The organism is Pseudoalteromonas rubra, assembly GCF_005887095.1.
Taxonomy (GTDB): Bacteria; Pseudomonadota; Gammaproteobacteria; order Enterobacterales; family Alteromonadaceae; genus Pseudoalteromonas; species Pseudoalteromonas rubra_E.
On the sequence record NZ_PNCI01000019.1, the window covers coordinates 101553 to 124665 of the forward strand.

The window sequence follows — 23113 nt, forward strand, 5'->3', positions numbered from 1 at the left end:
ATTCCATGTGGTGCCTATGCTTTAAAACACAGTTCAACTTGGAATGTGTTGCAATGAAAAATACTCCCTTACCTTGCATTATGAGCTGCTCTGGTTGTTGTCACGGCGGAGCGCTGTCTGACGATATCGCGATTATCCTGCAGCAACAAGGCAAAGTTGAGCGGGTAGCGGTGGCGGCCATTGCGGCTGGGTCGCCTCAGCATCTGAAAAAGATTAAACAAAGCGGCCAGCTCATCGCCATAGATGGCTGCGCATTACAGTGTATCAAGCGCTGTTTAACCGCTTGCGGTATTGACGGGGTAATCCATTTCGACATTGCCAAAATTGTCAGAGAACTACCGGACAAAGCAAAAAGAAGCACCTTACAAACTGAGCTTCAGGTTGCATCATACGTCTGTCGAGAGCTGGCGCTGCGATTACCGGGTGGTCAACCGCCTCAACCAGAGTCGGCGGACTCCAACATTATTGCACTGTTCCCGTGTGCGAAGGGTTAGTGAGTGCCTGAGCAGGTTGGACAGTCTGCGCGCTTGGGGATGTCAAACGCCCTGAATTGCATAGACTGGGCATCATATAAGGTTAGTTTGACCGTGTCTGGGGCTAATTTTAACAAGCTCTTGAGGGCTTCGGTTGCCTGCAAAGTACCTATGGTACCGACGACCGGTGACAGGACACCCGCTTCCATACAGCTCAGAGACTGCTCGCCAAATAAACTGGCGACACACGCATAGCAGGGGTCTTTGGTACGCATGGGAAAGTGGATCACCTGACCTTCCAGGCGTATTGCAGACCCAGAAATCAACGGTGTGTGATAACGCCAGCACAGGTCATTTAACAACAAGCGTGTTTGCAGGTTGTCGCTGCAATCTACGACCACATCGGCCTGTTTTATCGTTTCACTGTGGACTTCACTCAGGGCTGTTTCAAAGATATTGACCCGGATGGACGAATTGATTCTGTTGAGCGATTCAGCGGCCGATTGTGCTTTGTTTTTCCCTACATTGTGCTCGCAATGCAGGATCTGGCGTTGCAGGTTGGTGATGTCGACCTGATCATGGTCAAACACGGTGAGTGTACCGACGCCTGACGCTGCAAGATAAGGTAAAACGGCGCAGCCCAAACCTCCGGCACCCACCACCACAATATGGCTTTGTAAAAATGCTTCTTGCCCGTCCTCCTGCACCAGGGGCAGTAAAATGTGCCGACAGTAGCGCATTGTATTTGTATCATCTAACTTCATGCTGCTTTCACCTTGTTGTGTTCAGGCCACGTATTAACTAAAGACTACAGCAAATTGGGAAGTGTTGTTATACCCACAAAGAGAGGGGTAAGTGCAGAGTGGGTAACGCAAATCAGGCTTTGATATAAATCAAATTAGGAGGCAGATCATGGCATTAGGCTACGTACAACATCACTACTGCGTAGCAAGGTATTAAAGTATGAAAACACAACTTTCTGTAATTGCCACATTGCTCTTATCCGGTCTGAGCATTTCGGTTCAGGCATCTGTTCACGACGGTATCGACAACATGCTATCAGAAGGCAAGGCCAGTGGCTTGCTGAGATATAGATATGAAAATGTCGATCAACAAGGCGTTGACGAAAAAGCACACGCCTCTACATTGTTAACACGACTGAATTACACCAGCGGGACATTGCGCGGTGTCCGGGCGTTGTTGGAAGTCGATAATGTCACCCGTATCGGCAGCGACAACTACAACAGCACAGTCAACGGGATTAAGGACCGCCCGGTGGTGGCTGACCCAACTGGCACAGAAGTCAATCAGGCCAATTTGCAACTCAATCAGGGCAAGTTGGCGTTTACCCTGGGCAGGCAGCGGATCAATCTGGATGACCAACGCTTTATTGGAGGTGTGGCATGGCGACAAAACGAACAAACGTTTGACGGATATCGCGCGCGCTATAAGGCCAGCGACGCTCTGACGTTTGATTATGGCTATGTGTACAACGTGAATCGTATTTTTGGCGAAAAAAGTGCCAAGAGCGATTTACCCGGCAGGCTCCATCTGGGCAATGTCGCTTATCAGGTCAGTCCCGCGTTCTCGGTATCGGGTTTTGCTTACCTGTTAGACTTTGAGCACAATACGGCCATTTCAACGCGCACACTGGGTGTGCGGGTTGCGGGCAAAGCCTTTGATAACGTGAAGTACACATTGAGTTATGCCCAGCAACAGGACTATGGTGACAATCCAACGGATTTCAGCACCGACTATTTTCTGGCTCAGGTAAAAGGTAAGTTCAAAAAACTTGGCTGGACGATTGGCTATGAGTCACTGGGATCGGACAATGGTGTTGGCTTTAGTACGCCACTGGCCACGGCACACAAGTTTCAGGGCTTTGCCGATAAGTTTCTGGGCACCCCACCCAATGGTGTGGCAGACTGGTATGTTGGCGTCAATGGCATGGTATCTGGTGTAAAGCTGGGCGTGACTTACCACAAGTTTGACAGCGTGGAAAACAGCATTGATTACGGCAGTGAAATCGATTTTACGGCGGCGTATAAGGTCACAGAGAAATGCAAGTTGTTGCTCAAATACGCCATGTACGATGCAGAGGCATTGGCCTCCGACACAGACAAGTTGTGGTTGATGTTGGCACATAAATTCTGAATGCGCTGACACCATTACTATAAGATTCCCTGCAATATGTTGAGCCTCTTCGGAGGCTTTTTTTGTTTTTCGTTAGTTCCTGATTGCACTGAGTATCACTATTGATATCAAGGTGGTGGGTTGGGGTAGTCCGTATATATCTTAATAGGTAGTCAGCTGCGTATTTCCGCATGCTGCCACTTTATGACCAAAAATCCAAATAGGTAGGGGCGTTATTACGCGCATTTTACGGCCGGGAATTACTTGATTTACGTCAATTATTTTTGTGCAGATCGAGCCAGAATGGCTTGGAATCTACCGTATTGGAGAGAATTATGGCCAGTGAAAAATTTAATGTGTTTTCCATGAAGGGGAAAATGAAAGTTCTGCACTTAAGCTGGATTGCATTTTTTATTACCTTCTTAGTGTGGTTTAACTTTGCCCCTCTGTTGCAGGCCGTAAAGACGACCCTTGGACTCACTACCGAACAAATCAAGACACTTCTGATACTCAACGTTGCGTTAACTATCCCTGCGCGCGTTATTATTGGCATGCTCACGGACAAATACGGCCCGCGCATTGTCTACTCCAGCCTGCTTGTATTATGCTCTGTACCCTGTTTTATGTTTGCCTTTGCCGATAGCTTTTTACAGGCAGCGATTGCCCGTTTCTTACTGGGCTTTATTGGTGCCGGTTTTGTGATTGGTATCCGTATGGTTTCTGAGTGGTTCCCACACAACGAACTAGGCACCGCTGAGGGCATATACGGCGGCTGGGGTAACTTTGGTTCTGCGGCAGCTGCTTTTACTCTGCCAACGGTGGCATTGCTCTTTGGTGGTGACGATGGCTGGCGTTATGCCATTGGAATAACCGGGGTGATGGGCCTGGTTTATGGTTTTATTTACTACGCCAGTGTGACCAATACACCAAAAGGCTCGACCTATTTTAGGCCTAAAAACCTGGGGGCGATGGAAGTCACGTCAAAGGGCGATTTCTTTTTACTCTTGCTAATGAAAATACCTATGTATGCAGCCCTTGCACTGTTGGCCTGGAAACTGTCTCCCAATGGCGTAAACATGCTGGATGCAACTGTCGTCAATGCGACCTATGTTGCGTTGTGTCTGCTGTATCTGTTTGAAGTGAAAAAGGTGTGGTCGGTCAACAAAGGCGTATTTGAAAAAGAAGTCCCCGAGTTACACCGTTATAGCTTTAAGCAGGTCGCGGTACTGGATATTTTGTATTTTACCAATTTTGGCTCTGAGCTTGCTGTTGTGTCTATGTTGCCGCTGTTCTTTGCTGAGACCTTCTCGCTGGACCCGGTTATGGCCGGTATGGTTGCAGGTGCCTATGCATTTATGAACTTAATGTCTCGCCCCGCAGGTGGCTGGATTTCAGATAAATTTGGCCGTAAAACAACCTTGCTGATTTTAACCGCTGGCCTGGCAATGGGATATTTCTTAATGGGCATGGTGGATGCGCAATGGCCATTATGGCTGGCAGTTGCCACAGCAATGGCGTGTTCTTTCTTTGTCCAGTCTGGCGAAGGCGCTGTGTTTGCTGTGGTACCGCTGATCAAACGTCGCCTAACTGGTCAGATCGCGGGTATGACGGGAGCTTATGGCAATGTGGGCGCGGTGACCTTTCTGACCGTTCTGTCTTTTGTTGACTATGCAACCTTCTTCTACGTTATTGCAGGTACTGCCATGATTGGATTTGTAACCTTGTTCTTTATGGATGAACCCAGAGGACAAATTGCAGAAGTGCGTGAAGACGGTACCGTTGAACTGATAGATGTATCACACAAAAAAGTTTAGCAATCTCCAGAACCAAAAAGCCAGTGCAAATGCACTGGCTTTTTTATGGGTAATGATTATACAGATTAAGATTTTGGCCTGAATACCTGGATTACAGCATCATCGCATGTCAGGTAAGGACCTTCCAGCAGGTCAATACAGTAGGGCACTGCGGGGAATACTGCATCCAGACACTGTTTGATGGCCTTTGGTTTGCCCGGCAAATTGATGATCAGTGCCTGATTGCGAATGCCGGCAGTCTGACGTGATAAAATCGCAGTAGGTACATATTTCAAGCTTTCCTGGCGCATCAGTTCGCCAAAGCCGGGCATCATCTTGTCACAGACCGCTTCCGTCGCTTCGGGTGTAACGTCGCGCTTTGCTGGGCCTGTACCGCCGGTGGTGATGATTAATGCGCAGCCTTCGTCATCGCTCAGTGTACGCAAAGCCTGCTCAATCAGTGGTTGTTCGTCTTCAACAAGCATACGCACAGCCTGCCACGGCGAAGAAAGATAGGCCGTGAGTGTGTCAATAATAGCGGGTCCGGAGAGATCCTCGTACTGACCTCTGCTCGCACGGTCGCTTACCGTTAAAATACCAATTTTAGCTGTCATAGCCGCCCTTTAATATTCGTAAAAAAGCCAGTCTAGCAAAGAATATACAGTATGAAACTCCTCCAAAGTAGGTAGAAGCACCCACACAGCACACCCTTGCGCATGCACCTTTTTTGTTACCACTAAAGTGCCTTTTTTAACCGTGAGTAAGCTTGATTCAGATCAAGCGGGAGACTGGTCGGAATACAGTGAAATGCTATATATTGTGTTTTAATTATAAAAATTAACTATATATGGTGTTTTGTGAATGTGTTTGAGCCGCAGATCTGTTTTCAGGAAGTGCCCAATGAGATAGCGTTGGGCTTTTTGTGTACCGGGTGCCAGATAGGTTGCCGGGGGTGTCACAGCCCACAGGTGTGGGATGCACAAAACGGCACGCCACTCACGGTTGCACGCTTTACCGGGCTGTTACACAAATACAGTGGGCTTATCACCTGTGTGGTGTTCTTTGGTGGTGAGTGGCAGGCACCGCTGTTGATCAAATTACTGCAACTTGCCAGACACGCTGGCCTGAAAACCTGCCTTTATACCGGGCTGCAGGCAGTGCCTGCGCCATTGCGAGCAGAGCTCACTTACCTGAAAACCGGCCCGTACATCCAGGCTTTAGGTGGCCTGGACAAGCCAAATACAAACCAACGTTTTATCGACGTGGCCTCCGGCCAGATCCTTAATGCACACTTTTCCAGGGAGTAATCTATGTCTGAGCTGACCCAGCATCAACTCGAAGAAAAACGCCGTTTTATAGGCAACTACTGTGCGGCGCACAATGCCGCCGACGGCTCCACCATGGACGCCAACGCCAATGTGACGCTCAAAAACATCGCCACCTTAGAATCTGAACTAATGAAAGACTATTTTATTCAGGTTAACCGGGCGCAGGTGGCGGCAAAAATCACAGAGCTATACGGCGATGCACTGGCACAGGAATATCTGCGTCAGATCATCGAACACGAGATATATGTGCACGATGAAACCAGCCTGAAACCCTATTGCACGTCTGTTACTATGTACCCTTTTTTACTGGACGGGCTAACCCGCCTCGGCGGTGAGTCGGAGGCGCCGCAGCACCTGGAGTCATTCTGCGGTAGCTTTGTCAATCTGGTGTTTGCCATCAGTGCGCAATTTGCCGGTGCAGTTGCGACGGTCGAATTTTTGATCTACTTCGATTATTTTGCACGTAAAGATTACGGTGACGACTACCTATCAACACATAGCAAAAAGGTTGAAAACCACCTGCAACACGTGGTGTATGCGTTAAATCAGCCCGCCGCCGCACGGGGGTATCAAAGCGTATTTTGGAATATCTCTTTGTATGATCAGCCCTATTTTGAGGCCATGTTTGGTCACTTTGTGTTTCCTGATATGACCTCGCCGGGCTGGTCGTCGGTTAAAGCACTGCAACACTTTTTTCTTGACTGGTTTAACGCCGAGCGCAACAAAGCCATTTTAACATTTCCGGTGGTAACTGCCGCCATGTTGGTAAAAGCGGGCGAGCCAGTGGATACGGGATTTGCCAGTATGTGTGCTAAAAACCTCAGCGAAGGTGGGGCATTCTTTGTGTATCAGTCTGAGCATGCCGACTCGCTGGCGTCCTGCTGCCGGCTTCGTAATGAAATCAGCGATCACAGCTTTTCTTACAGTCTGGGAGCGGGTGGGGTGGCGACAGGCTCGGTGAATGTCATCACACTGAATATGAACCGATTGGTGCAGGACGGCCGGGATCTCGCCACTGAAGTCAATAAAATACACCAATATCAGATAGCCTACCGCCAGTTGATGGAGGAGTATCAGGCCGCAGGATTGCTACCAGTGTACGATGCGGGCTTTATCTCTTTTGACAAGCAATTCCTGACCATTGGCATTAACGGACTGGTAGAAGCGGCCGAGTACCTCGGCATTGAGGTTGGTACTAATGAGCAGTACAACGCGTGGGTGCAGTCGCAACTCAAAGTGATTTATCAGTTAAACCGGACGGCGTCTGAAGAAACCGGGTATTTGTTCAATACCGAATTTGTACCCGCCGAAAACCTGGGTGTGAAGAATGCAAAATGGGATGCAAAAGATGGCTATGTTGTGCCGCGAGACTGCTACAACAGCTATTTTTACCGGGTAGAAGACGATACCCTCAATCATCTGGACAAGTTTATTTTGCACGGTAAGGCGCTGACCCAGTATCTGGATGGTGGCTCAGCATTGCATCTGAATCTACAAGAGCATTTAGACGAGCAGCAATACCTGCACCTGTTCGGGGTAGCTGCCAAAACCGGCTGCAACTATTTCTGTATTAATGTTAAAACCACCATCTGCAATGTCTGCGGACATATTGAAAAATCCACCCGAATGCACTGCACAGCCTGCGGTTCCATTGATGTTGATTTTGCTACCCGCGTGATAGGGTACTTAAAGCGTATTTCGGCTTTCAGCCAAGGCCGTAGAGTAGAGCATGAGTTCAGACATTATCATAAGCAACAGGTTAAACGGCAACACAGTACAAGCAACGCCAGATAGCCAGTGAAAATAAAAAGAGCAGGCCGTAGGTAAACTTCGGCCTTTGTGCTGGAACGACTTTATGCGCGCTTAACTGGGTGGTTGAAACAAAATATCGTTCTCGAGGTGGATATGTGCTTTCAAATCAAAATAGAGAGCCTGTAAATCAGTATACAGTTTAGCCCAGCTGTTGCTGGCATCGGCAGGTGGTGCAAATTCATTAGTTAATTCCCTGAGGTATTCCAGCGATTTGGCATGATCAACATGCTCGGCTTCCATGACTGAGATAGGCCCACTCGGATAGATCCCTTTTTCCATCATTGGAAACAGGATCACTTCTTCTTTCATCATATGTTCTTCAAGATCAAACTGCATCCGAGTTAGCTGGGCTTCTAATTCGTGCGGAAAATTGGCGTGGTGGTCATGAGCTGTCGCCACTTTTTGCGTAAGCCGGATAGCGTCTGAGAATTGAACACGGTGCTTTTCGTGATAATTCTCAATAATATGGGCTATCAGCTCGTTGGCACTGACTTGTCGCCATCGCTCATAGCCACTGTCAGGGCCGGTACGCAAAAGAAACTCCAGCCGTTCAGTGACTTCGAACAACTTCAGTTTGCCGTTTAAGACGGCATCCTGCAGAGGCTGTTTTTTTTCCGTCTTATAATTAATTTGATAAGTCTCAAATAACTCTGATGCGCCAGGTACGTTAACAGCGAGATCCTGAACTGAACGTTGTACTAGATTCATCATCTGCTCCTTTTTCAGAATTGTAGTGTGATTCTAGAGCAATCTGCGGTATTTGATATTCCCATTAAGGGGTAGGTGTAAATTGAATTGACAGAATCATTTATCCTGGTGCAACCTCCAGAATCACTGATTTTGATGTCGCTTTTGTAAAAAGTAAAAAACGTACACACTTTTATTTGGTATGTACGTTTCATCAGCAAGTTTAAAATCTTTTATATATTGAACAGCATCTCAACCGTGAAAAGACGAGCTATTTACTGCAAACACTTAAAGAGTACAGGTATTACCCGCCATTTTCATGTCACACACGTCTAATGCTGCACTTTCGGCGGGAAGTTCGCCAGGATCTCGGCAATGGTTTTATTAACAGACTCGGTTCGTTGCTCTGGTGTTTGCTTGGCGCGCAAACGGCTTTCTTTTGCACCGCGCCAGACTAACTGATTAGAGGTACGATCAATGATGTCAACCACCAGGGTGCCGACTTTATATTCCCGAGTGGTCGTGTGGTGATCAACACCCCAGCCCCAGTAGCTCCAGCGTGCGCCATAACTGACCTTAAAGGTGTCTACTTCCAGCTTTTTGTCCACTGCTACGTGGTAGTTGATGAGTATATCGGCAGCAGGTGCATCCACCAGCCTGAAGCCCTGTTTTGCCATTTGCTCGGTAATGGCGTTACGGATGCGTTTTTCCATCAGCCCGTTGATTTGGTAATTTTGCGGACGAGCTTTTAAGCTCGCTTCGGCTGACCAGGCATAGGTTTTATAGTTGGTAAATTCTACCGACTTGTCATAGTCCCAGTCTGGCGTTGTACCACAGGCACTGAGCATCAATAAACCGGCTACAATGGCGAAGGTTTTGGTGCTGGCAAGGTGCTTTTTGAGTTGGTTCAGCATGGCTTACTCCTTAAAAACATAAAATCTAACGCGTACCTTAGTATACGACAGTTAAAACGCTAAGATCATCACAAAAAAAGGGCACTAAAGTGTGCCCTGATTTTATCTTAACTGTGTTCGACTTCGATCCAGTCTTTTTCGTCAACCCAGTTCTGGCTGCCCTGGTTGACGCTGCGAATTGGTACCAGATAGTCACAGCTGATTTGAGGCTTCACCGAGGCAAAAATCGGTACAAAGCCAAAGCTGAGGGCGGTTTCGATGATCGCCTTCTGGTTTTGCGGGTCGATGTCGGCCGCTTCATCAATGTAGATCGGGATACGATACATTGCCTGCTCCTGATCGGAGAGCAGGTAACGGATAAATAACATACCACACAACAACTTAATGGTGATCCGTGTACCGTTCGAACCAGCAGAGTCAATTTTATCAAAGTGCTCGGTATCGCCTGCGCGGTTAACCACCTCAAAACGGATATCAAACAGGTCAGTCAGTGTCAGGCCGGCTTTATCACTGGCCAGTTTGATAATGTGATCTTTGGCCTCATTAACGGCATTACTGTCGGCTGGCTGCTCGCTCAGCAGGTCAAAGCTCTCGCCTTGCTCGTACAAGTCGGAGGTTGCGATAATGGTATCGATACTCTCTACCAGCATTTTTCTTGGGATCACATTGATCTTAAACGCCTTAAGGTTCGAGATACGGTGCTGACTAATGCCCTTATTAAAACTGTTCATTTCCCGGCGCAGGCGATCTAAGTCTTCACGCAGACCTTTAATGGTCGCTGCAACTTCAGTCAGGGCTACGCGGGCCTGACGCTCTACCGCATCACGCTCATTGTCTATGTTGTGATAGGCGCTGATCAGCTTGGCGTATTTTGTCGCGTCGTCCGTTTCGTTGTCGAACTTGGTAATACCGGCATTGTAAATGTGCAAATAAGTATTGCGCACATTGACATCCAGGTTACGCAGCTCCTGACAGTCCTTGTTGAACTGATGGATAACTTCCGCCAGGTTGTCAAAGTCCAGATTGATCTCGACCGGGTAGGGGTTTTGCTTACCGCTATATAAATCCAGCGTATGATCGATGCGCTCCGACTTCACTTGCTTAAGGCGATCCGCCTGGCGCAGGATCAAATCTTGTTTGCTCTTGATAATAGAGCGGCGATCGGAAATGGAACCTGCATTACGCTGTACATCTTGCAGGTAGTCGTCGACCTGTTCACGTTCGGCCTGCAGCTGATCCTGCAATGCCTGCTGTGCTTCTGCCGACTGCGCCATGGTATGGAATTGCTCAAAGCGCTTCAGGGCCGCTTCGGTGGCCATCAGCTCATCGTACAGGGCATCACGCTCTTGCTGCTTTTCGGCCACATTGGCAGACACTTCACGCTGTTGCTTCAGCTCCAGTAATGATTGCTGTAGTGCGTCTAACTTTGCCTGCAACTGGGCTTTGTTTTCGCCGCTTTGCATTTGTACCGGCGCCAGCTTTTTCAGCTTGATGGTGGCACCGGGCAGTTTAAGTTCGCCGCCTTTAACAGCCGCTGACAGCTGGGCCAGGAAATCACCGAAGGCATCGTCGTCACTGATCTCAACTTCGCCCTTACCTGTGGTGGCAAAAGACAAAATATCCGGGTTAAGAATACGAGAGATCTCTTCGACTTCTTTGAGTGACAAGTCCTCACGCATTCGGGTAAAGAGGTTGAACTCCAGATTTTTCATCTGCAGTTTCAAACTCTTAACCTGCTTTTGTGTTTCGCCAATCCGATAGTCGAGAGTGTGCAGGCTCTGGCCCTGAGCACTGTTAATCGAGAACGACAGCTGTTCGTACTCTTTTTTCAGCAGCGTCAGGTTGGTTTTCAGCGTGGCATGATTGGTCAGCTCAAATTCGGATTTGAGTGCGTGATAGTCGGTAAACCATTGCTCAATCTGAGTTTGCTTACGTTCAATATCGCGGGACTGCTGCACATACAGTTGTTGCTTTTCTTCAAAGTCGCGCTTTTCCTGCTCGATGTTTTCAAGCTGATCATTAAGCTCGCCAATTTGGCTCTGCTGATATTCATCAAATTCCACAATGGCTTTGTCGAGCTTAGGTGCATAGGCGGCAAGCTTGCCCTTGAGCGTCGCTTCGCCTTCGATCATTTGTTCCAGCGCAGCTATGGGCTCCTGCATGGACTCCAGTGCGTTCAGCTCACGGCGAGATCGGTTTACTTTATCAAACGCACGACGCCACACTTCATAGAAGTCGACTTTGGAGTTAGACATATGCCGTTCAAACACCTTGAGCATAAAGCGCTTTACATCATGAGCGCCCAGTTTGTGCAGGTTCAGGATACGGCGGAAGATCTCTTTATATACTGCGGCATCCTGAACATTATTCAGCGGGATCATCTTGAGGTTGATGTCGCCATCGTATGGGGTTGCACCACCAGTCAATAATGCATTAAGCTCGGCCGCTTTTAACTCAACCGGGCTAAAGCCTTTTTCCTGCAAGTGATTGAACAGTTTGGTGTATTTTATGATGCTTTTGCCCTGGGTAAAGTCATCCAGGTTGAGTTTGCCGTTATAGCAAAAGAACTGATGCGCGTAACCGGCAATTTTGCCCAGGCCCGCGACGCCGATGACGACGTCGCCATGGGGCAGGTTGGCTTCAAGCAGGATATAAGATTGATCACTTGAAAAGTAGAATTTGCGGGTTTCTTCCAGATCGTGACCATCCCATTCGGTCAGGCGTAAATCGTTGATCAGCGGAAATTGCAAGGCATTGATAACCGAGCTTTTACCTGTGTTGTTCGGGGCACAGATAGATGCACTTTTATCGAGTGGGATCACACACTTGGCATAACCGGCAGTGTTGAGCAGGGCCAGTTTACTGAGACCATACAGCTTGTTCATACTTCATCCTCAAGTGTCTCGTAATTGTCTTCGTTCACTTCCATCAGCGCATCGATATAACGATAAACCGGCGCCAGCAGCGAAAAGCCTTGCTCTACTTCGCGGGCCAGTCCCAGGCGTACCATACGCAGGCACACGTCTTTACGCAGATCTGAGCCTGAGAAAATCTCCAGCTGATCAAACAGGTGCTTGTTAAGCTGCACCAGAGTCTGCATCAGCTCCAGGTCTAGTACTTCGTCAAACAGGGCGCGCAAAGGATCTTTACCCTGGTTGGCGAAATGCTCGATCAGGATAAATACGGTCAGCGCGATGGCCCGGGAGATCTTGCCCATGTTGGGGGTGCTTTCGTCGCTGGCCAGATAATAAAAGCCACGGCTGTCGTGTTGCAGGTCGTGGCCAAGGGCGTTGAACAGCGCCTGGTAAGACTCAATGTGCTGGTCCAGTTCCTGCCACTGTGTGGTGTCCTGTTCGCTGATGTGGTAGCCACTGACCAATTTTTTATTGATCGCCTGTAACTGGCTGAGTTCGTCTAGATTAATCTGTGTCATGGTGATTACTAATTGTGGTTATCTGTTTGCTTGTCCGTTGCACTGAACGGATAAAGTCGAATGCGGGTGTTGGCGATTTGCATCGTTTGCTGTTGCTCCTCCTGGGCGATGTCCAGTTCAGGATCGCTGATCAGTTTTTGGTACAGGAACAGCATTTCATCGGCTTCCAGTGCCGGGTATTGTTCGCTCAGGAAGCCAAGCAAGGCGGTGCGCTTTTTGCCAGACCCTTTAAACGATTTACGTACATCCGAATAATCGGGAATATTAGGGCTCTGGTAAGCGGGCACATCCTGCTGATCGGGTAGCTGATATTCTTCGTGTTCAAACTCGCTGAGGCTGGCCATATAAGCCACCATATGGCGCTGCTGGCCGAGGCTGAAACGCTGAATGTCTGAAACAAAGTGCGGCTGCACCGGCGCGAGCATGCGATCAACGCCATTTTTACGGATCAGGCCCAGCACTTTGGCCGCCTGGCGGGTAATAAGTGTATTACGTCTGAGCTCTTCACGCAGTGGCATCAGCATATCGGCGCTTTTACCTAAACTTTCGCGGCCGATTAAGTGCATATCGAGGATCCGGGTACGCAGTTGCTCAAGCATACGTTTGTCCTGTGCACCCCGGCCAAGTTGCTCAATTTGCGCAATTTGTTCACTGATCTGATGTTCTATGGTGGTGAAACAGGCCTGAAAGGGGCCATGAATATCCACCATTTCCAGCATCGGCTCGATGTATTCATCAAATGCGTCAATGACCGCGCGATAGCGTTTTTGCAAAGACAGGTTACCCTGATCGGACTTTGCTTGTTCAACCAGATTCATGATGGCGCTTTCATTATGATGGTAGAGTTTGACGATTTTACGCACCCGTTCATCCATAATGCGGCTGAAACGGCGCAGTTCGCTGTGATCGCCCTCGTCGCCGGCCTGCGCCAGGCGCTCACCCAGGCGTTGCAGATCTTTGACTAATACAGTGATCTCTTCGGCTAAGCCAAGATGTTCTTCTTGTAATAAGAAACTGGCAAAGTCGGCCACGGCACGGTTAATTTCGAGCTGTGACGATTTAGCCAGAGGAATAATAATTTCCTGATTAAGCAAGCGGTTGGTTTCTTTATAGATGCGCTCACTCGACCAGTTAGGGTTTTTCATTTTGATGATGTTTTGTACATCTTTGAGGCTGAAATCGGCCATCTTAAAGCGTTTAAAAAGCAGCTCCAGGACGCCCCAGTGTTCATTCAGCGTATTTAATACTTTTTTGGCTGGGATCATAGCTTTCCAGTGTGTATCAATTTTGTGACGGTATCAGGTAAGAAAATTGTCATAATGTGTAACTACTCGTGGCACAGTGTGCTGCTAAGTGATAGACTCCGCGCCGAAAACGTTACCCTTCACAATTTTTACTTTTGATTACAGGTTGTTTACGCATATGGTCACGCCCATTATCCTAACCCTGATAGCGGTCGCTTTTGTGCTTATCGTTATAGAGGATATTATCCATGTAAACAAGGCCAAAACGACCCTTTTTTTTGGCACTTTATGTTGGATTATCCTATTTATCTCCCCACTTCATGGCGAAAGCTCAGAAACTATACAACATCAGCTCGACCACAACATTCTTGAAATCGCCACCTTGTGGTTATTCCTGATGGCTGCGATGACCTTTGTTGCCTATCTGAACTCTAAAGGTTTTATTCAAAACATCGTCCATCGGGTAATGCCAACCCAGATCAGTGAACGCAAAATGATGTTCCTGGTAGGTGGCTTTGCTTTCTTGTTTTCTTCGATTTCTGACAATATTACCGCAACGCTTATCTCGCTGGCGGTGGTGATGTCGCTGAAACTCGATCCGAAGAAGCTTATCAAGTATGCCACATTGATCATCTTTAGTGTTAACTCGGGCGGCGTGTCTTTGATCACCGGTGATGTGACCACACTGATGATTTTCCTGGCTGGTAAGGTGACCATTCCGGACTTACTATTGCTGGTAGCCCCTTCAATTGTCAGCGTACTCTTGCTTGCGACGCTGTTGTCAATGGGTATGAAAGACCAGCTGGTATTTGAAAAGCAAGCGCTGCGCCGGATCGAAAAAACAGACATCACGATTGCGGTGATCTTTATGACGACCGTACTCACCACGCTGTATCTGAGCGTGCAATATCAGGTTCCTCCTATGCTGACTTTCCTCTGTGGTCTGTCGGTGATGTTTTTGATGGCGCAGTTTTTGATGCGCAAGAAAGACGTCAATAAAAAGATCATCGATTATATTCGTGAAATTGAGTACGACACCTTGCTGTTCTTTGTGGGTGTACTCTTGCTGGTTGGGGCGCTAAAAGAGGTGGGTGTCCTGAATATGTTTACTCAATTGTATGAATTCATTGACCCTCAGTACGCCAGCTATCTTGTCGGCCTGATGAGTGCCGCGGTTGATAACGTGCCACTGACAGCCGCTTTGCTCAAAGCAGACATCGTTATGAGCCCGCAGCAATGGCTAACCTTTACTTATGCAACGGGTGTGGGCGGCTCTATGTTGATCATCGGCTCGGCGGCAGGGATCATAGCAATGAGTAAAGTAAAGGCTCTAACCTTTACGAGTTACTTAAGAATGAGCCTGTATTTGTTAATTGCCTATACGGCAGGTTATGCCGGTGCTTTCTTTATGGGGCAATTTATTTAATCTTTAATGACAGGGTCAATTTAGTACTTGACACCTAGACGTCTAAAAGATACCTTTTTCAAGCCCGCTCAAAATGCGGGCTTTTATTTTGCCGGGATTCAGTTAAATTCCGGCAAAATAAACAGAAGAGGCGCGATGCTTAGGTAGCTGATGTGAGGTGACGATAACCCGTGACCATCAGTGAGGGAGGTACTCGCCGAGGAAAACCATGCTACGTCGGCATGATTTTTCGGTCCTGGAGGTTGAATCCTCGGGACTGTCACCGTTTTCAGGTGGAGAGCTTCTGGCAGAGGTCATTTCTTTATGGTTAGTCCATCCTATTGCCAAGTTCTCCTTATTGATGTTGATCGCCGCGTGTGATCCCAAGGAGATAAAATGAATTCCCAGTATGTCGTTGCTAAATTTGGCGGCACCAGTGTTGCAAACTTCGAAGCCATGCAGCGATGCGCCGCAATTATCCATGACAACCCCGATGTTCGTGTGGTCGTCGTCAGTGCCAGTGCCGGTGTAACTAATCACCTGGTGACTCTGACACAACAAAAAGTCGATGCGGCTGAGCGCGAGGCGCTGTTTCAGTCTGTGATGGAGATCCAGCAGGACATTCTGGCATGCCTGACACTCGATACAGACCTGGAAGCGGGCTTTAACGACACAAAAGAGGCTTTTTATGCGTTGGCTCAATTGCCCGCACTGGATGCACAGCAATGTGACGAAATGTTGAGCTTTGGAGAGCGGTTTTCTTCCTATTTGTTCACTCAGGTTCTCAGAGATTTAGGCGTTACCAGCAGCCGCTTTGACGTACGCCAGGTGCTCAAAACTGATCGTCAGTTTGGGAAAGCCGTACCCGATGTGGCTGCAACACGCGACGCAGCCATGGCCCACCTGACACCGCAGCTTTCACAGCAGGTAGTCGTGACTCAGGGCTTCATAGGTAGTGACAACCAGGGCCAAACCACCACATTAGGGCGGGGCGGTTCAGATTACAGTGCAGCGCTACTGGCAGAGGCCATTGCGGCACATAGCGTACATATTTGGACGGATGTTGTGGGTATCTTCAGCACCGACCCGCGTCTTTGCCATAAAGCACGGCCGATTGCTCGGCTGAGTTTTGATGAGGCTGCCGAAATGGCCACCTTTGGCGCCAAAGTATTGCACCCGGCCACCATCTTGCCGGCCAGTCGCAGTGGCATTTCGGTGTTTGTTGGCTCGAGCAGAGATCCCCATGCCGGTGGCACCTGGATTGAAAAGAACAACCGCTCTGAGCCGGGTATTCGCGCGGTCACACAGCGCAAGAACCAAATCTTGCTGACCCTGAAAAGCCCCGAAATGTTGTTAGCCAGCGGTTTTCTGGCACGCATCTTCACTATTTTAAGTGCACACAATATCTCGGTTGACCTGGTTACTACCTCGGAGATTAGCGTTGCGTTGACGCTTGACAATGCTCCTAACGCCACGCGCCCGGAGCTGGCGCAGGCTTGTCTGGACGAGCTGGGTGAGTTTTGTCAGGTCAGTGTAGAGAACAACCTGACCCTGGTGGCCATGATTGGCTCTGAAATTCAGTTGCGCCATGGTGAAGCGAGCCTGATGCAGGTACTGGCTGATTTTAATATTCGCTTGATCTGCCATGGGGCGAGTCGCCATAACCTGTGCTTCCTGGTTGAGCAAAGCGAATCGGACGCCGTGGTTCAGGCTATCCATAGCCGTTTGCTTGAAGCCGCATAAACCTGGCGTATGCCAAGTCTGACTGGACACATTATCAGGAACGGGTAATACTCGCTCTGAGACCAAAATTACTTACTCACAGGTGTGTCCATGGAATATCAGGAAATTTATCAGTTCTGGTTTGTTGAATGTCAGGAGCAGGACTGGTGGCAAAAATCGACCCAGTTTGATAACAAAATTACAGCCAGATTTGCACAGTTACACCAGCAGGCCATGGCCGGGGAGCTGACCGAGTGGCGCAAAACGGCGGTCGGGGCGCTGTGCGAGATCATTGTACTGGATCAGTTTTCCCGCAATATGTTCCGTGATACACCCGCTGCCTTTGCCAGCGACCCGCTGGCACTGTGCCTGGCACAACATGCCATTGAAAAGGGCTTTGATCAACAGCTGGAGAAAACCCAGTGCACCTTTATGTATTTACCTTTCATGCACAGTGAGAGCCTTAAAGTACATCAGCAGGCAGATGCCTTGCTTAAGTCATTACCGAATTACGAGTTTGAGCTGGCGCACAAAAAAATCATTGAACAGTTTGGCCGTTACCCCCATCGCAACGCCATTTTAGGCAGGGAGTCGAGCCTCGAAGAATTGGCTTTTTTGCAAACGCCCGGTTCGAGTTTTTAAGCCAGGTTCTGAGGTGTTTATGGGTTTGCTACACCATGTCTGTAAGCACAATACCGTCCTGATTTGAGCGCGCAAATGCGCGCCATTTCTGGCTGTTCCGATTTGCTCTAACTGACACTCGCAATTTGTTTACAAGTGCGTATAATCGCCAGTCTACAACAATAATTAACTTGGCATTCGATTATGGCTCAAGTGCGTGAAGGTTTTCAAAGCCGTCTGGGCTTTGTGTTAGCGGCAGCCGGTGCGGCAGTCGGACTTGGTAATATTTGGGGGTTTCCCACTCAGGCAGCGAACCACGGTGGTGGGGCGTTTCTGCTGGTCTATTTTATCGTTATTTTCTTACTGGCATTACCGGCTTTGTACACCGAGTTGTATTTGGGCCATCAGGCACAAGCCAACCCGGTTAAAGCATTGAAACAAGCCTGGCAGGAAAAGCAGCCTAAAATTGGCGCATCTGCGGGTTACATCGGCCTTGCCGGTGCCATTGTGATGCTCAGTTTCTATTCTATTGTAGCCGGCTGGATGTTGGCACATTCGCTCGAGCCGCTTGCACGTTTAGTTGGCTGGGATGAAGCCAGTGCTTTTCTGTCCGGTGATTCGACCTTACGGAATTTTATCTTTACCCCACTGATGCTGTTGCTGACGGCCGGCATTATTTTACAGGGGGTGAAGTCGGGAATTGAAACCTGGTCACGTCGACTTATGCCAGTGCTACTTATGCTGTTGGTGGCGCTGATTGCGTATATGGGTACGTTAGAAGGTGCTGCTGCCGGGTTTAAAGCGTACCTTGTGCCTGATTTTAGCAAGATTGGCGATCCTGAATTGATCATTGCTGCCATGGGTCAGGCGTTTTTCTCATTGTCTCTGGGGGTTGGCTGTATGATGATTTATGGCTCTTACCTGAGACCAAATGAGAACCTACCAAAACTGACCTTTAGCGTTGCGATGTTGGATACTGGTGTTGCTTTCCTGGCAGGGCTTTTGATCATTCCAGCTTTGTTTATTGCCCAGAATAACGGTGTGGAAGTGTTCCAAAATGGCAAACTGGTCGGTGAGGGCAGGCTTATCTTTGCCATTTTGCCTGAGTTGTTTGCAACCATGGGCGAGATAGGTTTGTTCGTCGGACTGACGTTCTTTGTGCTGATGTCGATAGCCTCACTGACATCTACGATTTCATCCACCGAAATCCCGGTGTCATTCTTGGTTGAAAATCATGGCTTTAAGCGTGGCCAGGCAACCTGGCTGGTGACCTTTGTACTGTTGATAAGCTCAGGCGCTATTATTCTTAATTTCGACTGGCTGTTTGGCCTGGTGATCCAGATTTTAACCCATTATCAGTTACCACTGATGGGCTTGTTCTACTTTATCACTGTAGGCTGGGTATGGCGTCGTGGTAACCAGCTGGCACTGGAATGCAGTGGCAAGATGTACTGGTTTGCCCAGTATGTACGCTTTGTTTGTCCGGTGCTGATGACAGCCGTTTTTGCTAATGTGGCTTTCTTTAAGTAACAGCAGTTGTTTGAATACAAAAAAGCCTGGCGATGCCAGGCTTTTTTGTAGATGTAAATCAAACCTGATTTTCCAGCGCTTGTCCCGTGCGAATGGCGTTGAGGTTAGTCACTGTGGTGTGGGCAATCTCGGTTAAGGCTTCTTTGGTGAAAAAGCCTTGATGCCCTGTGATAAGTACATTCTGGAAGCTTGCCAGGCGCATAAAAACATCGTCCTGAATGACTTCATCGCTGCGGTTTTTAAAGAACAGTTCAGACTCCTGTTCATACACGTCCAGGCCAAGGTAGCCGAGCTTTCTGGATTTCAAGGCGCGAATACAGGCCTTGCTGTCTACCAGCGCACCGCGGCTGGTGTTGATCAGCATCACGCCCTGTTTCATTTTGTCAAATGCCGCGTCGTCAATCATGTGATGCGTGGCCTCTGTCAGTGGGCAGTGCAAGGTGACAATGTCACTTTGCTCAAGCAGCATATCCAGAGAAACCTGAGTATAAGAGCCTTCTCCGATATTTGGATCGTAAACCAGCACGTGGGCGCCAAAGCCATTGAGAATAGCAACCAGTGCCTGGCCTATTTTCCCGCAGCCAATGATACCGACAGTCTTATTGTGCAGGTTAAAACCCAGCAAACCGTTGAGATCAAAGTTATCTTCGCGGACCCGGTTGTAGGCTTTATGGGTTTTACGGCTCAGTGTCAGCATCAGGGCAATACAATGCTCGGCCACGGCTTCAGGGCTGTAGGCTGGCACACGTACGACTTTAATGCCCAAGGCGTGAGCCGCTTCGATATCGACATTGTTAAAGCCAGCGCAGCGCAGTGCGATACTCTGAACGCCCAGCTCAGCCAGTTCGGCCAGCACATTGGCATCAACCTGATCGTTCACAAACACACAAATGGCATCAAACCCTTGCGCCAGTGCAACGGTTTTATCGTTCAGTGCTTGCTCAAAAAACTCAAACTCAATATCAGGAAACTGGTTCAGTGCATGCTCAAAAAATGGCAGCTCATACTTTTGCGAACTGAATAGGGCGACTCTCATTGGACACTTGACTCTCTATTATCGATTTTAAGGTTTCGGGTTTTGTCCTGGGTGCATAGCGGGACAACAACACGCCCTCTGAGTTTACTAAAAACTTAGTAAAATTCCATTTAATCGCGCGGTTTTGCGCTATTCCTCGGGTGTTTACCTTGAGGTAATTAAAGAGTGGATGGGCATCTGGGCCATTGACCAGGACTTTCTCTGAAATATGAAAACTGAGATTAAAATGCGACTGGTAAAACTCTCTGAGCATTTCGTTTTCAAGCGGTTCATTGCGGCCAAATTGATGACAGGGAAAAGCAATGATTTCGAGTCCCATCGGATGGTACTTTTTATAGAGCTTTTCCAGCGCACTGAGTTGAGGGGCAAAGCTACACTTGCTGGCGATATTGACAATCAATACGGGTCTGCCTTGCAAGGACCTGAGTGTCAGCGTCTCGCCATTCAGTAGTTTCACGCTGAAACGATATATGTTCTCCATCCTGTCAGGCTCCTTGATGTTTTTTCTTTTTAATCAATTGATTCATAGCTGGTATTTTTCATTTGCCATGCTTAGATGGCTCAGGTATAACAACTCCATCTTTCTAGCTTAACAGCCAAATAGGACAAATTTATGTCAGTCAAAGTCGCATTCATCGGATTGGGGGTGATGGGATACCCCATGGCCGGTCACTTACAGCAGGCCGGTCATCAGGTCACTGTATACAACCGCACGACCGCTAAAGCACAGCGCTGGGCCGAGCATTATCAGGGAACATATGCCCCGACACCTAAGGAGGCCGTAGCTGGTGCTGAATTGGTTTTCATGTGTGTAGGTAATGACGACGATCTCAGATCTGTGGTGTACGGTGAAGAGGGCGTTTTGGCGGGGATGGCTGAAAATACAGTATTGATTGACCATACGACCACGTCTGCAAAAGTAGCGCGTGAGGTTGCCGAGCGTGCTGCTGCTCAAAACGTGGCGTTCCTGGATGCGCCTGTATCAGGTGGTCAGGCCGGGGCAGAAAATGGCGTACTGACGGTCATGGTGGGTGGTGAGCCAGAAGTCTTTGCGCGCGTGCAGCCTGTCATGGCGGCATTTAGCCGTTTTAGCCAGTTATTGGGTGAGGTGGGTTCTGGCCAGCTGTGTAAAATGGTCAATCAAATCTGTATTGCTGGTGTGGTGCAGGGGCTGGCTGAAGGGCTGCACTTTGCCAAACAGGCAGGACTGGATGGTGAAAAAGTGGTAGAGACCATTGCCAAGGGGGCAGCGGGGTCATGGCAGATGGAAAACCGCTATAAAACCATGCTTGCTGGCGAGTATGATTTTGGTTTTGCCGTCGACTGGATGCGTAAGGATTTAGGTATTGCACTGGACGAAGCGCGCAGCAATGGTGCATCACTGTCACTGACCGCTATGGTTGATCAGTATTATGCGGATGTACAGGCGCTGGGGGGCGGTCGCTTCGATACTTCCAGTTTGTTGACTCGCCTGGATGCAATTCACGATAAAAAATAGTTTGTTTATTGGACATTAAAAAAGGCAGGGCGCTCAGACGACCTGCCTTTTTTGTTTATGTGTTCAGTTAAGCTTTTTTAGACAGCTTTTCCAAATCCATGTTTTCTTCCAGATCTTTGGCGGCATCGGCGTCGTTAAACACTTTGATATCCAGCTCTCCTTCGGATTTAGCGACCACACAGGTGACCATACAGTCGCCGGTCACATTCACCGCGGTACGAGTCATATCCAGCAGTCGGTCTACGCCCATAATGATGGCAATCCCTTCTACTGGCAGGCCAACCTGGTTCAGAACCATGGCTAACATAATCAGACCTACGCCAGGCACGCCCGCGGTACCAACCGAGGCAAGTGTGGCAGTCAGAATAACCATCAGATAGTCGCTCAGAGTTAGATCAACAGCGAATACTTGTGCAATAAACACGGTTGCCACACCCTGCATAATAGCGGTGCCATCCATGTTGATGGTTGCGCCCAGTGGGACTGTGAAAGAGGCCACAGAGTTATGTGCACCAAGTTTTTTCGTCGCGGTTTCTAACGTTACTGGCATAGTGGCACTTGAACTTGAGGTACTGAATGCAAACATACACGCATCTTTCATCTTGGCCAGGAAAGTAAGCGGACTCAGACCGGTCAGCACTTTGAGCAAAATACTGTAGTTAACAAAGGCGTGGATCAGCAAGGCAGCAACCACCACCAGGAAGTACTTACCAAGTTCTACAATCAGGTCCATTTCAATGGTGGTGAACAACTTGGCCATCAGACAGAATACACCGTAAGGGGCCAGGTTCATCAGCAAGGTAACCAGCTTGAGTACCACAGTATTCAAATCTTCAAACACTTTGGCGCAACGTTTACCCGCATCGCCACTCAACGCCATGGCAATACCAAACAGCAGAGCAAATACAATCACCTGGAGCATCTTACCGCTGGCCATTGCATTGATAGGGTTGGTCGGGAACATGCTAATAATGACCTGTGCCAGCGTTGGTGCTTGCTGTGCATCGAAGGTCGCCGTAGTCGGAATTGCGACGCCTCCACCCGGGCTAACCAGCAGGGCAAGAGAAATAGCCACAGTAATTGCGATGGCAGTGGTAGAGAGGTAAAGCAAAATGGACTTACCACCCAGACGACCCAGCTTCTTAGGATCGCTCAGGCTACAGGTACCGACCACCAGAGAAATAAAGACCAAAGGAACAACTAGCATTTTCAAACTGGCGATAAAAATCTGCCCACCGATGTGGAACAGTCCGTCTACGAAAAAGCCTTTGATTGGCAAATCGAACAGGCCCAGAGGAATTGCAACTTCGGGCTTATCGCCCAGAATGGTTTGTATCAACAGACCCAGAATAACACCCAAAATCATGCCCAGCATGATACGGGTAGTTAGGCTCATTTTTTTGTTTTGTGACATAGCCTTTGACATCGTCCTAACACTTACATTTTACAAAATCGCTATAGCCTAACAGGATAGTTGAATATGA

General features: G+C 48.5%; 20 protein-coding genes and 1 riboswitch. Of the genes, 10 read left to right on the plus strand and 10 right to left on the minus strand.

The features are described 5' to 3' along the window. Nucleotides 1–53: 53 nt before the first annotated feature. Nucleotides 54–494 carry a putative zinc-binding protein gene (locus CWB99_RS09905; protein ID WP_171045303.1) on the plus strand — a complete coding sequence of 147 codons (441 nt, stop codon included), beginning with the start codon at nucleotides 54–56 and terminating at the stop codon, nucleotides 492–494. Here the strand turns inward: CWB99_RS09905 and CWB99_RS09910 are convergent. Continuing rightward, entirely contained in the window at nucleotides 491–1237 is a 747-nt protein-coding gene (locus CWB99_RS09910; protein WP_138551303.1) for a HesA/MoeB/ThiF family protein, read from the minus strand. The two genes, CWB99_RS09905 and CWB99_RS09910, sit on opposite strands and share 4 nt — an antisense overlap. Before the next feature lie 199 nt (nucleotides 1238–1436). Between CWB99_RS09910 and CWB99_RS09915 the strand changes: the two genes are divergently transcribed. Further along, nucleotides 1437–2627, plus strand: coding sequence for an alginate export family protein (locus tag CWB99_RS09915; RefSeq protein WP_138551302.1), 1191 nt, complete (start codon nucleotides 1437–1439; stop codon nucleotides 2625–2627). A 314-nt stretch (nucleotides 2628–2941) separates the two neighbouring features. Continuing rightward, nucleotides 2942–4420, plus strand: coding sequence for a NarK family nitrate/nitrite MFS transporter (locus CWB99_RS09920; RefSeq protein ID WP_171045304.1), 1479 nt, complete (start codon nucleotides 2942–2944; stop codon nucleotides 4418–4420). A 65-nt stretch (nucleotides 4421–4485) separates the two neighbouring features. Here the strand turns inward: CWB99_RS09920 and mog are convergent, their stop codons facing one another. Then, nucleotides 4486–5013 (minus strand): molybdopterin adenylyltransferase, encoded by a 528-nt coding sequence (gene mog, locus CWB99_RS09925; protein ID WP_138551301.1) that lies wholly within the window; start codon nucleotides 5011–5013, stop codon nucleotides 4486–4488. A 243-nt stretch (nucleotides 5014–5256) separates the two neighbouring features. Here mog and nrdG point away from each other — a divergent pair, with 243 nt between their 5' ends. Both nrdG and nrdD read left to right on the plus strand, forming a co-directional pair. Next, nucleotides 5257–5706 carry an anaerobic ribonucleoside-triphosphate reductase activating protein gene (gene nrdG / locus CWB99_RS09930; protein ID WP_249331812.1) on the plus strand — a complete coding sequence of 150 codons (450 nt, stop codon included), beginning with the start codon at nucleotides 5257–5259 and terminating at the stop codon, nucleotides 5704–5706. Nucleotides 5707–5709: 3 nt separating this feature from the next. Then, a complete protein-coding gene (gene nrdD, locus CWB99_RS09935; protein WP_138551300.1) occupies nucleotides 5710–7521 on the plus strand; it encodes an anaerobic ribonucleoside-triphosphate reductase in 1812 nt (603 codons plus the stop codon). A gap of 69 nt (nucleotides 7522–7590) precedes the next feature. Here the strand turns inward: nrdD and CWB99_RS09940 are convergent, their stop codons facing one another. From CWB99_RS09940 to CWB99_RS09960, 5 genes are all read right to left on the minus strand, one after another. Beyond that, nucleotides 7591–8250 (minus strand): hemerythrin domain-containing protein, encoded by a 660-nt coding sequence (locus CWB99_RS09940; RefSeq protein ID WP_138551299.1) that lies wholly within the window; start codon nucleotides 8248–8250, stop codon nucleotides 7591–7593. A gap of 308 nt (nucleotides 8251–8558) precedes the next feature. Next, entirely contained in the window at nucleotides 8559–9140 is a 582-nt protein-coding gene (locus tag CWB99_RS09945; protein ID WP_138551298.1) for a DUF4136 domain-containing protein, read from the minus strand. 107 nt (nucleotides 9141–9247) lie between these two features. Then, nucleotides 9248–12025 carry an ATPase gene (locus tag CWB99_RS09950; RefSeq protein WP_138551297.1) on the minus strand — a complete coding sequence of 926 codons (2778 nt, stop codon included), beginning with the start codon at nucleotides 12023–12025 and terminating at the stop codon, nucleotides 9248–9250. Further along, nucleotides 12022–12573, minus strand: coding sequence for a condensin complex protein MksE (locus tag CWB99_RS09955; RefSeq protein ID WP_138551296.1), 552 nt, complete (start codon nucleotides 12571–12573; stop codon nucleotides 12022–12024). The genes CWB99_RS09950 and CWB99_RS09955 overlap by 4 nt, the downstream gene beginning before the upstream one ends. Before the next feature lie 8 nt (nucleotides 12574–12581). Next, complete coding sequence (locus CWB99_RS09960; RefSeq protein WP_138551295.1) at nucleotides 12582–13838, minus strand: hypothetical protein; 1257 nt, start codon at nucleotides 13836–13838, stop codon at nucleotides 12582–12584. Between the two features lie 157 nt (nucleotides 13839–13995). Here CWB99_RS09960 and nhaD point away from each other — a divergent pair, with 157 nt between their 5' ends. The 4 genes from nhaD to CWB99_RS09980 all read left to right on the plus strand — a co-directional run bounded on the left by nhaD (nucleotide 13996) and on the right by CWB99_RS09980 (nucleotide 19095). Next, nucleotides 13996–15243: a sodium:proton antiporter NhaD gene (gene nhaD, locus CWB99_RS09965; RefSeq protein ID WP_138551294.1), complete on the plus strand. Its 1248-nt coding sequence runs from the start codon at nucleotides 13996–13998 to the stop codon at nucleotides 15241–15243. A gap of 117 nt (nucleotides 15244–15360) precedes the next feature. Then, nucleotides 15361–15534: riboswitch (Lysine riboswitch) on the plus strand. An 84-nt stretch (nucleotides 15535–15618) separates the two neighbouring features. Then, entirely contained in the window at nucleotides 15619–16965 is a 1347-nt protein-coding gene (gene lysC, locus CWB99_RS09970) for a lysine-sensitive aspartokinase 3 (protein ID WP_138551293.1), read from the plus strand. A gap of 90 nt (nucleotides 16966–17055) precedes the next feature. Further along, nucleotides 17056–17586, plus strand: coding sequence for a DUF924 family protein (locus tag CWB99_RS09975; protein ID WP_138551292.1), 531 nt, complete (start codon nucleotides 17056–17058; stop codon nucleotides 17584–17586). A gap of 183 nt (nucleotides 17587–17769) precedes the next feature. After that, complete coding sequence (locus CWB99_RS09980; protein WP_138546787.1) at nucleotides 17770–19095, plus strand: sodium-dependent transporter; 1326 nt, start codon at nucleotides 17770–17772, stop codon at nucleotides 19093–19095. A 58-nt stretch (nucleotides 19096–19153) separates the two neighbouring features. Here CWB99_RS09980 and CWB99_RS09985 read toward each other — a convergent pair whose 3' ends face one another. After that, the gene (locus CWB99_RS09985) at nucleotides 19154–20131 is read right to left on the minus strand and encodes a 2-hydroxyacid dehydrogenase (protein ID WP_138551291.1); all 978 of its coding nucleotides are present in this window, start codon (nucleotides 20129–20131) and stop codon (nucleotides 19154–19156) included. Next, entirely contained in the window at nucleotides 20097–20612 is a 516-nt protein-coding gene (locus CWB99_RS09990) for a glutathione peroxidase (RefSeq protein WP_138546785.1), read from the minus strand. The genes CWB99_RS09985 and CWB99_RS09990 overlap by 35 nt, the downstream gene beginning before the upstream one ends. Nucleotides 20613–20744: 132 nt before the next feature. On the opposite strand from CWB99_RS09990, the gene CWB99_RS09995 reads away from it, so the two are divergent. Continuing rightward, nucleotides 20745–21629 carry an NAD(P)-dependent oxidoreductase gene (locus tag CWB99_RS09995; RefSeq protein ID WP_138551290.1) on the plus strand — a complete coding sequence of 295 codons (885 nt, stop codon included), beginning with the start codon at nucleotides 20745–20747 and terminating at the stop codon, nucleotides 21627–21629. Between the two features lie 67 nt (nucleotides 21630–21696). Here CWB99_RS09995 and CWB99_RS10000 read toward each other — a convergent pair whose 3' ends face one another. After that, on the minus strand, nucleotides 21697–23043 hold the full coding sequence (locus CWB99_RS10000) for a dicarboxylate/amino acid:cation symporter (protein ID WP_138551289.1): 1347 nt from the start codon (nucleotides 23041–23043) through the stop codon (nucleotides 21697–21699). Nucleotides 23044–23113: the final 70 nt, after the last annotated feature.

Excerpts from the sequence above, each read along its gene's own strand:
- mog (WP_138551301.1), bottom strand. The coding sequence starts at position 5,013 with ATGACAGCTAAAATTGGTATTTTAACGGTAAGCGACCGTGCGAGCAGA.
- CWB99_RS10000 (WP_138551289.1), bottom strand. The coding sequence starts at position 23,043 with ATGTCACAAAACAAAAAAATGAGCCTAACTACCCGTATCATGCTGGGC.
- CWB99_RS09995 (WP_138551290.1), top strand. The coding sequence starts at position 20,745 with ATGTCAGTCAAAGTCGCATTCATCGGATTGGGGGTGATGGGATACCCC.
- CWB99_RS09975 (WP_138551292.1), top strand. The coding sequence starts at position 17,056 with ATGGAATATCAGGAAATTTATCAGTTCTGGTTTGTTGAATGTCAGGAG.
- CWB99_RS09920 (WP_171045304.1), top strand. The coding sequence starts at position 2,942 with ATGGCCAGTGAAAAATTTAATGTGTTTTCCATGAAGGGGAAAATGAAA.
- CWB99_RS09915 (WP_138551302.1), top strand. The coding sequence starts at position 1,437 with ATGAAAACACAACTTTCTGTAATTGCCACATTGCTCTTATCCGGTCTG.
- CWB99_RS09985 (WP_138551291.1), bottom strand. The coding sequence starts at position 20,131 with ATGAGAGTCGCCCTATTCAGTTCGCAAAAGTATGAGCTGCCATTTTTT.
- lysC (WP_138551293.1), top strand. The coding sequence starts at position 15,619 with ATGAATTCCCAGTATGTCGTTGCTAAATTTGGCGGCACCAGTGTTGCA.
- CWB99_RS09910 (WP_138551303.1), bottom strand. The coding sequence starts at position 1,237 with ATGAAGTTAGATGATACAAATACAATGCGCTACTGTCGGCACATTTTA.
- nhaD (WP_138551294.1), top strand. The coding sequence starts at position 13,996 with ATGGTCACGCCCATTATCCTAACCCTGATAGCGGTCGCTTTTGTGCTT.
- CWB99_RS09955 (WP_138551296.1), bottom strand. The coding sequence starts at position 12,573 with ATGACACAGATTAATCTAGACGAACTCAGCCAGTTACAGGCGATCAAT.
- CWB99_RS09905 (WP_171045303.1), top strand. The coding sequence starts at position 54 with ATGAAAAATACTCCCTTACCTTGCATTATGAGCTGCTCTGGTTGTTGT.
- CWB99_RS09950 (WP_138551297.1), bottom strand. The coding sequence starts at position 12,025 with ATGAACAAGCTGTATGGTCTCAGTAAACTGGCCCTGCTCAACACTGCC.
- nrdD (WP_138551300.1), top strand. The coding sequence starts at position 5,710 with ATGTCTGAGCTGACCCAGCATCAACTCGAAGAAAAACGCCGTTTTATA.
- CWB99_RS09940 (WP_138551299.1), bottom strand. The coding sequence starts at position 8,250 with ATGATGAATCTAGTACAACGTTCAGTTCAGGATCTCGCTGTTAACGTA.
- CWB99_RS09960 (WP_138551295.1), bottom strand. The coding sequence starts at position 13,838 with ATGATCCCAGCCAAAAAAGTATTAAATACGCTGAATGAACACTGGGGC.
- CWB99_RS09990 (WP_138546785.1), bottom strand. The coding sequence starts at position 20,612 with ATGGAGAACATATATCGTTTCAGCGTGAAACTACTGAATGGCGAGACG.
- CWB99_RS09945 (WP_138551298.1), bottom strand. The coding sequence starts at position 9,140 with ATGCTGAACCAACTCAAAAAGCACCTTGCCAGCACCAAAACCTTCGCC.
- CWB99_RS09980 (WP_138546787.1), top strand. The coding sequence starts at position 17,770 with ATGGCTCAAGTGCGTGAAGGTTTTCAAAGCCGTCTGGGCTTTGTGTTA.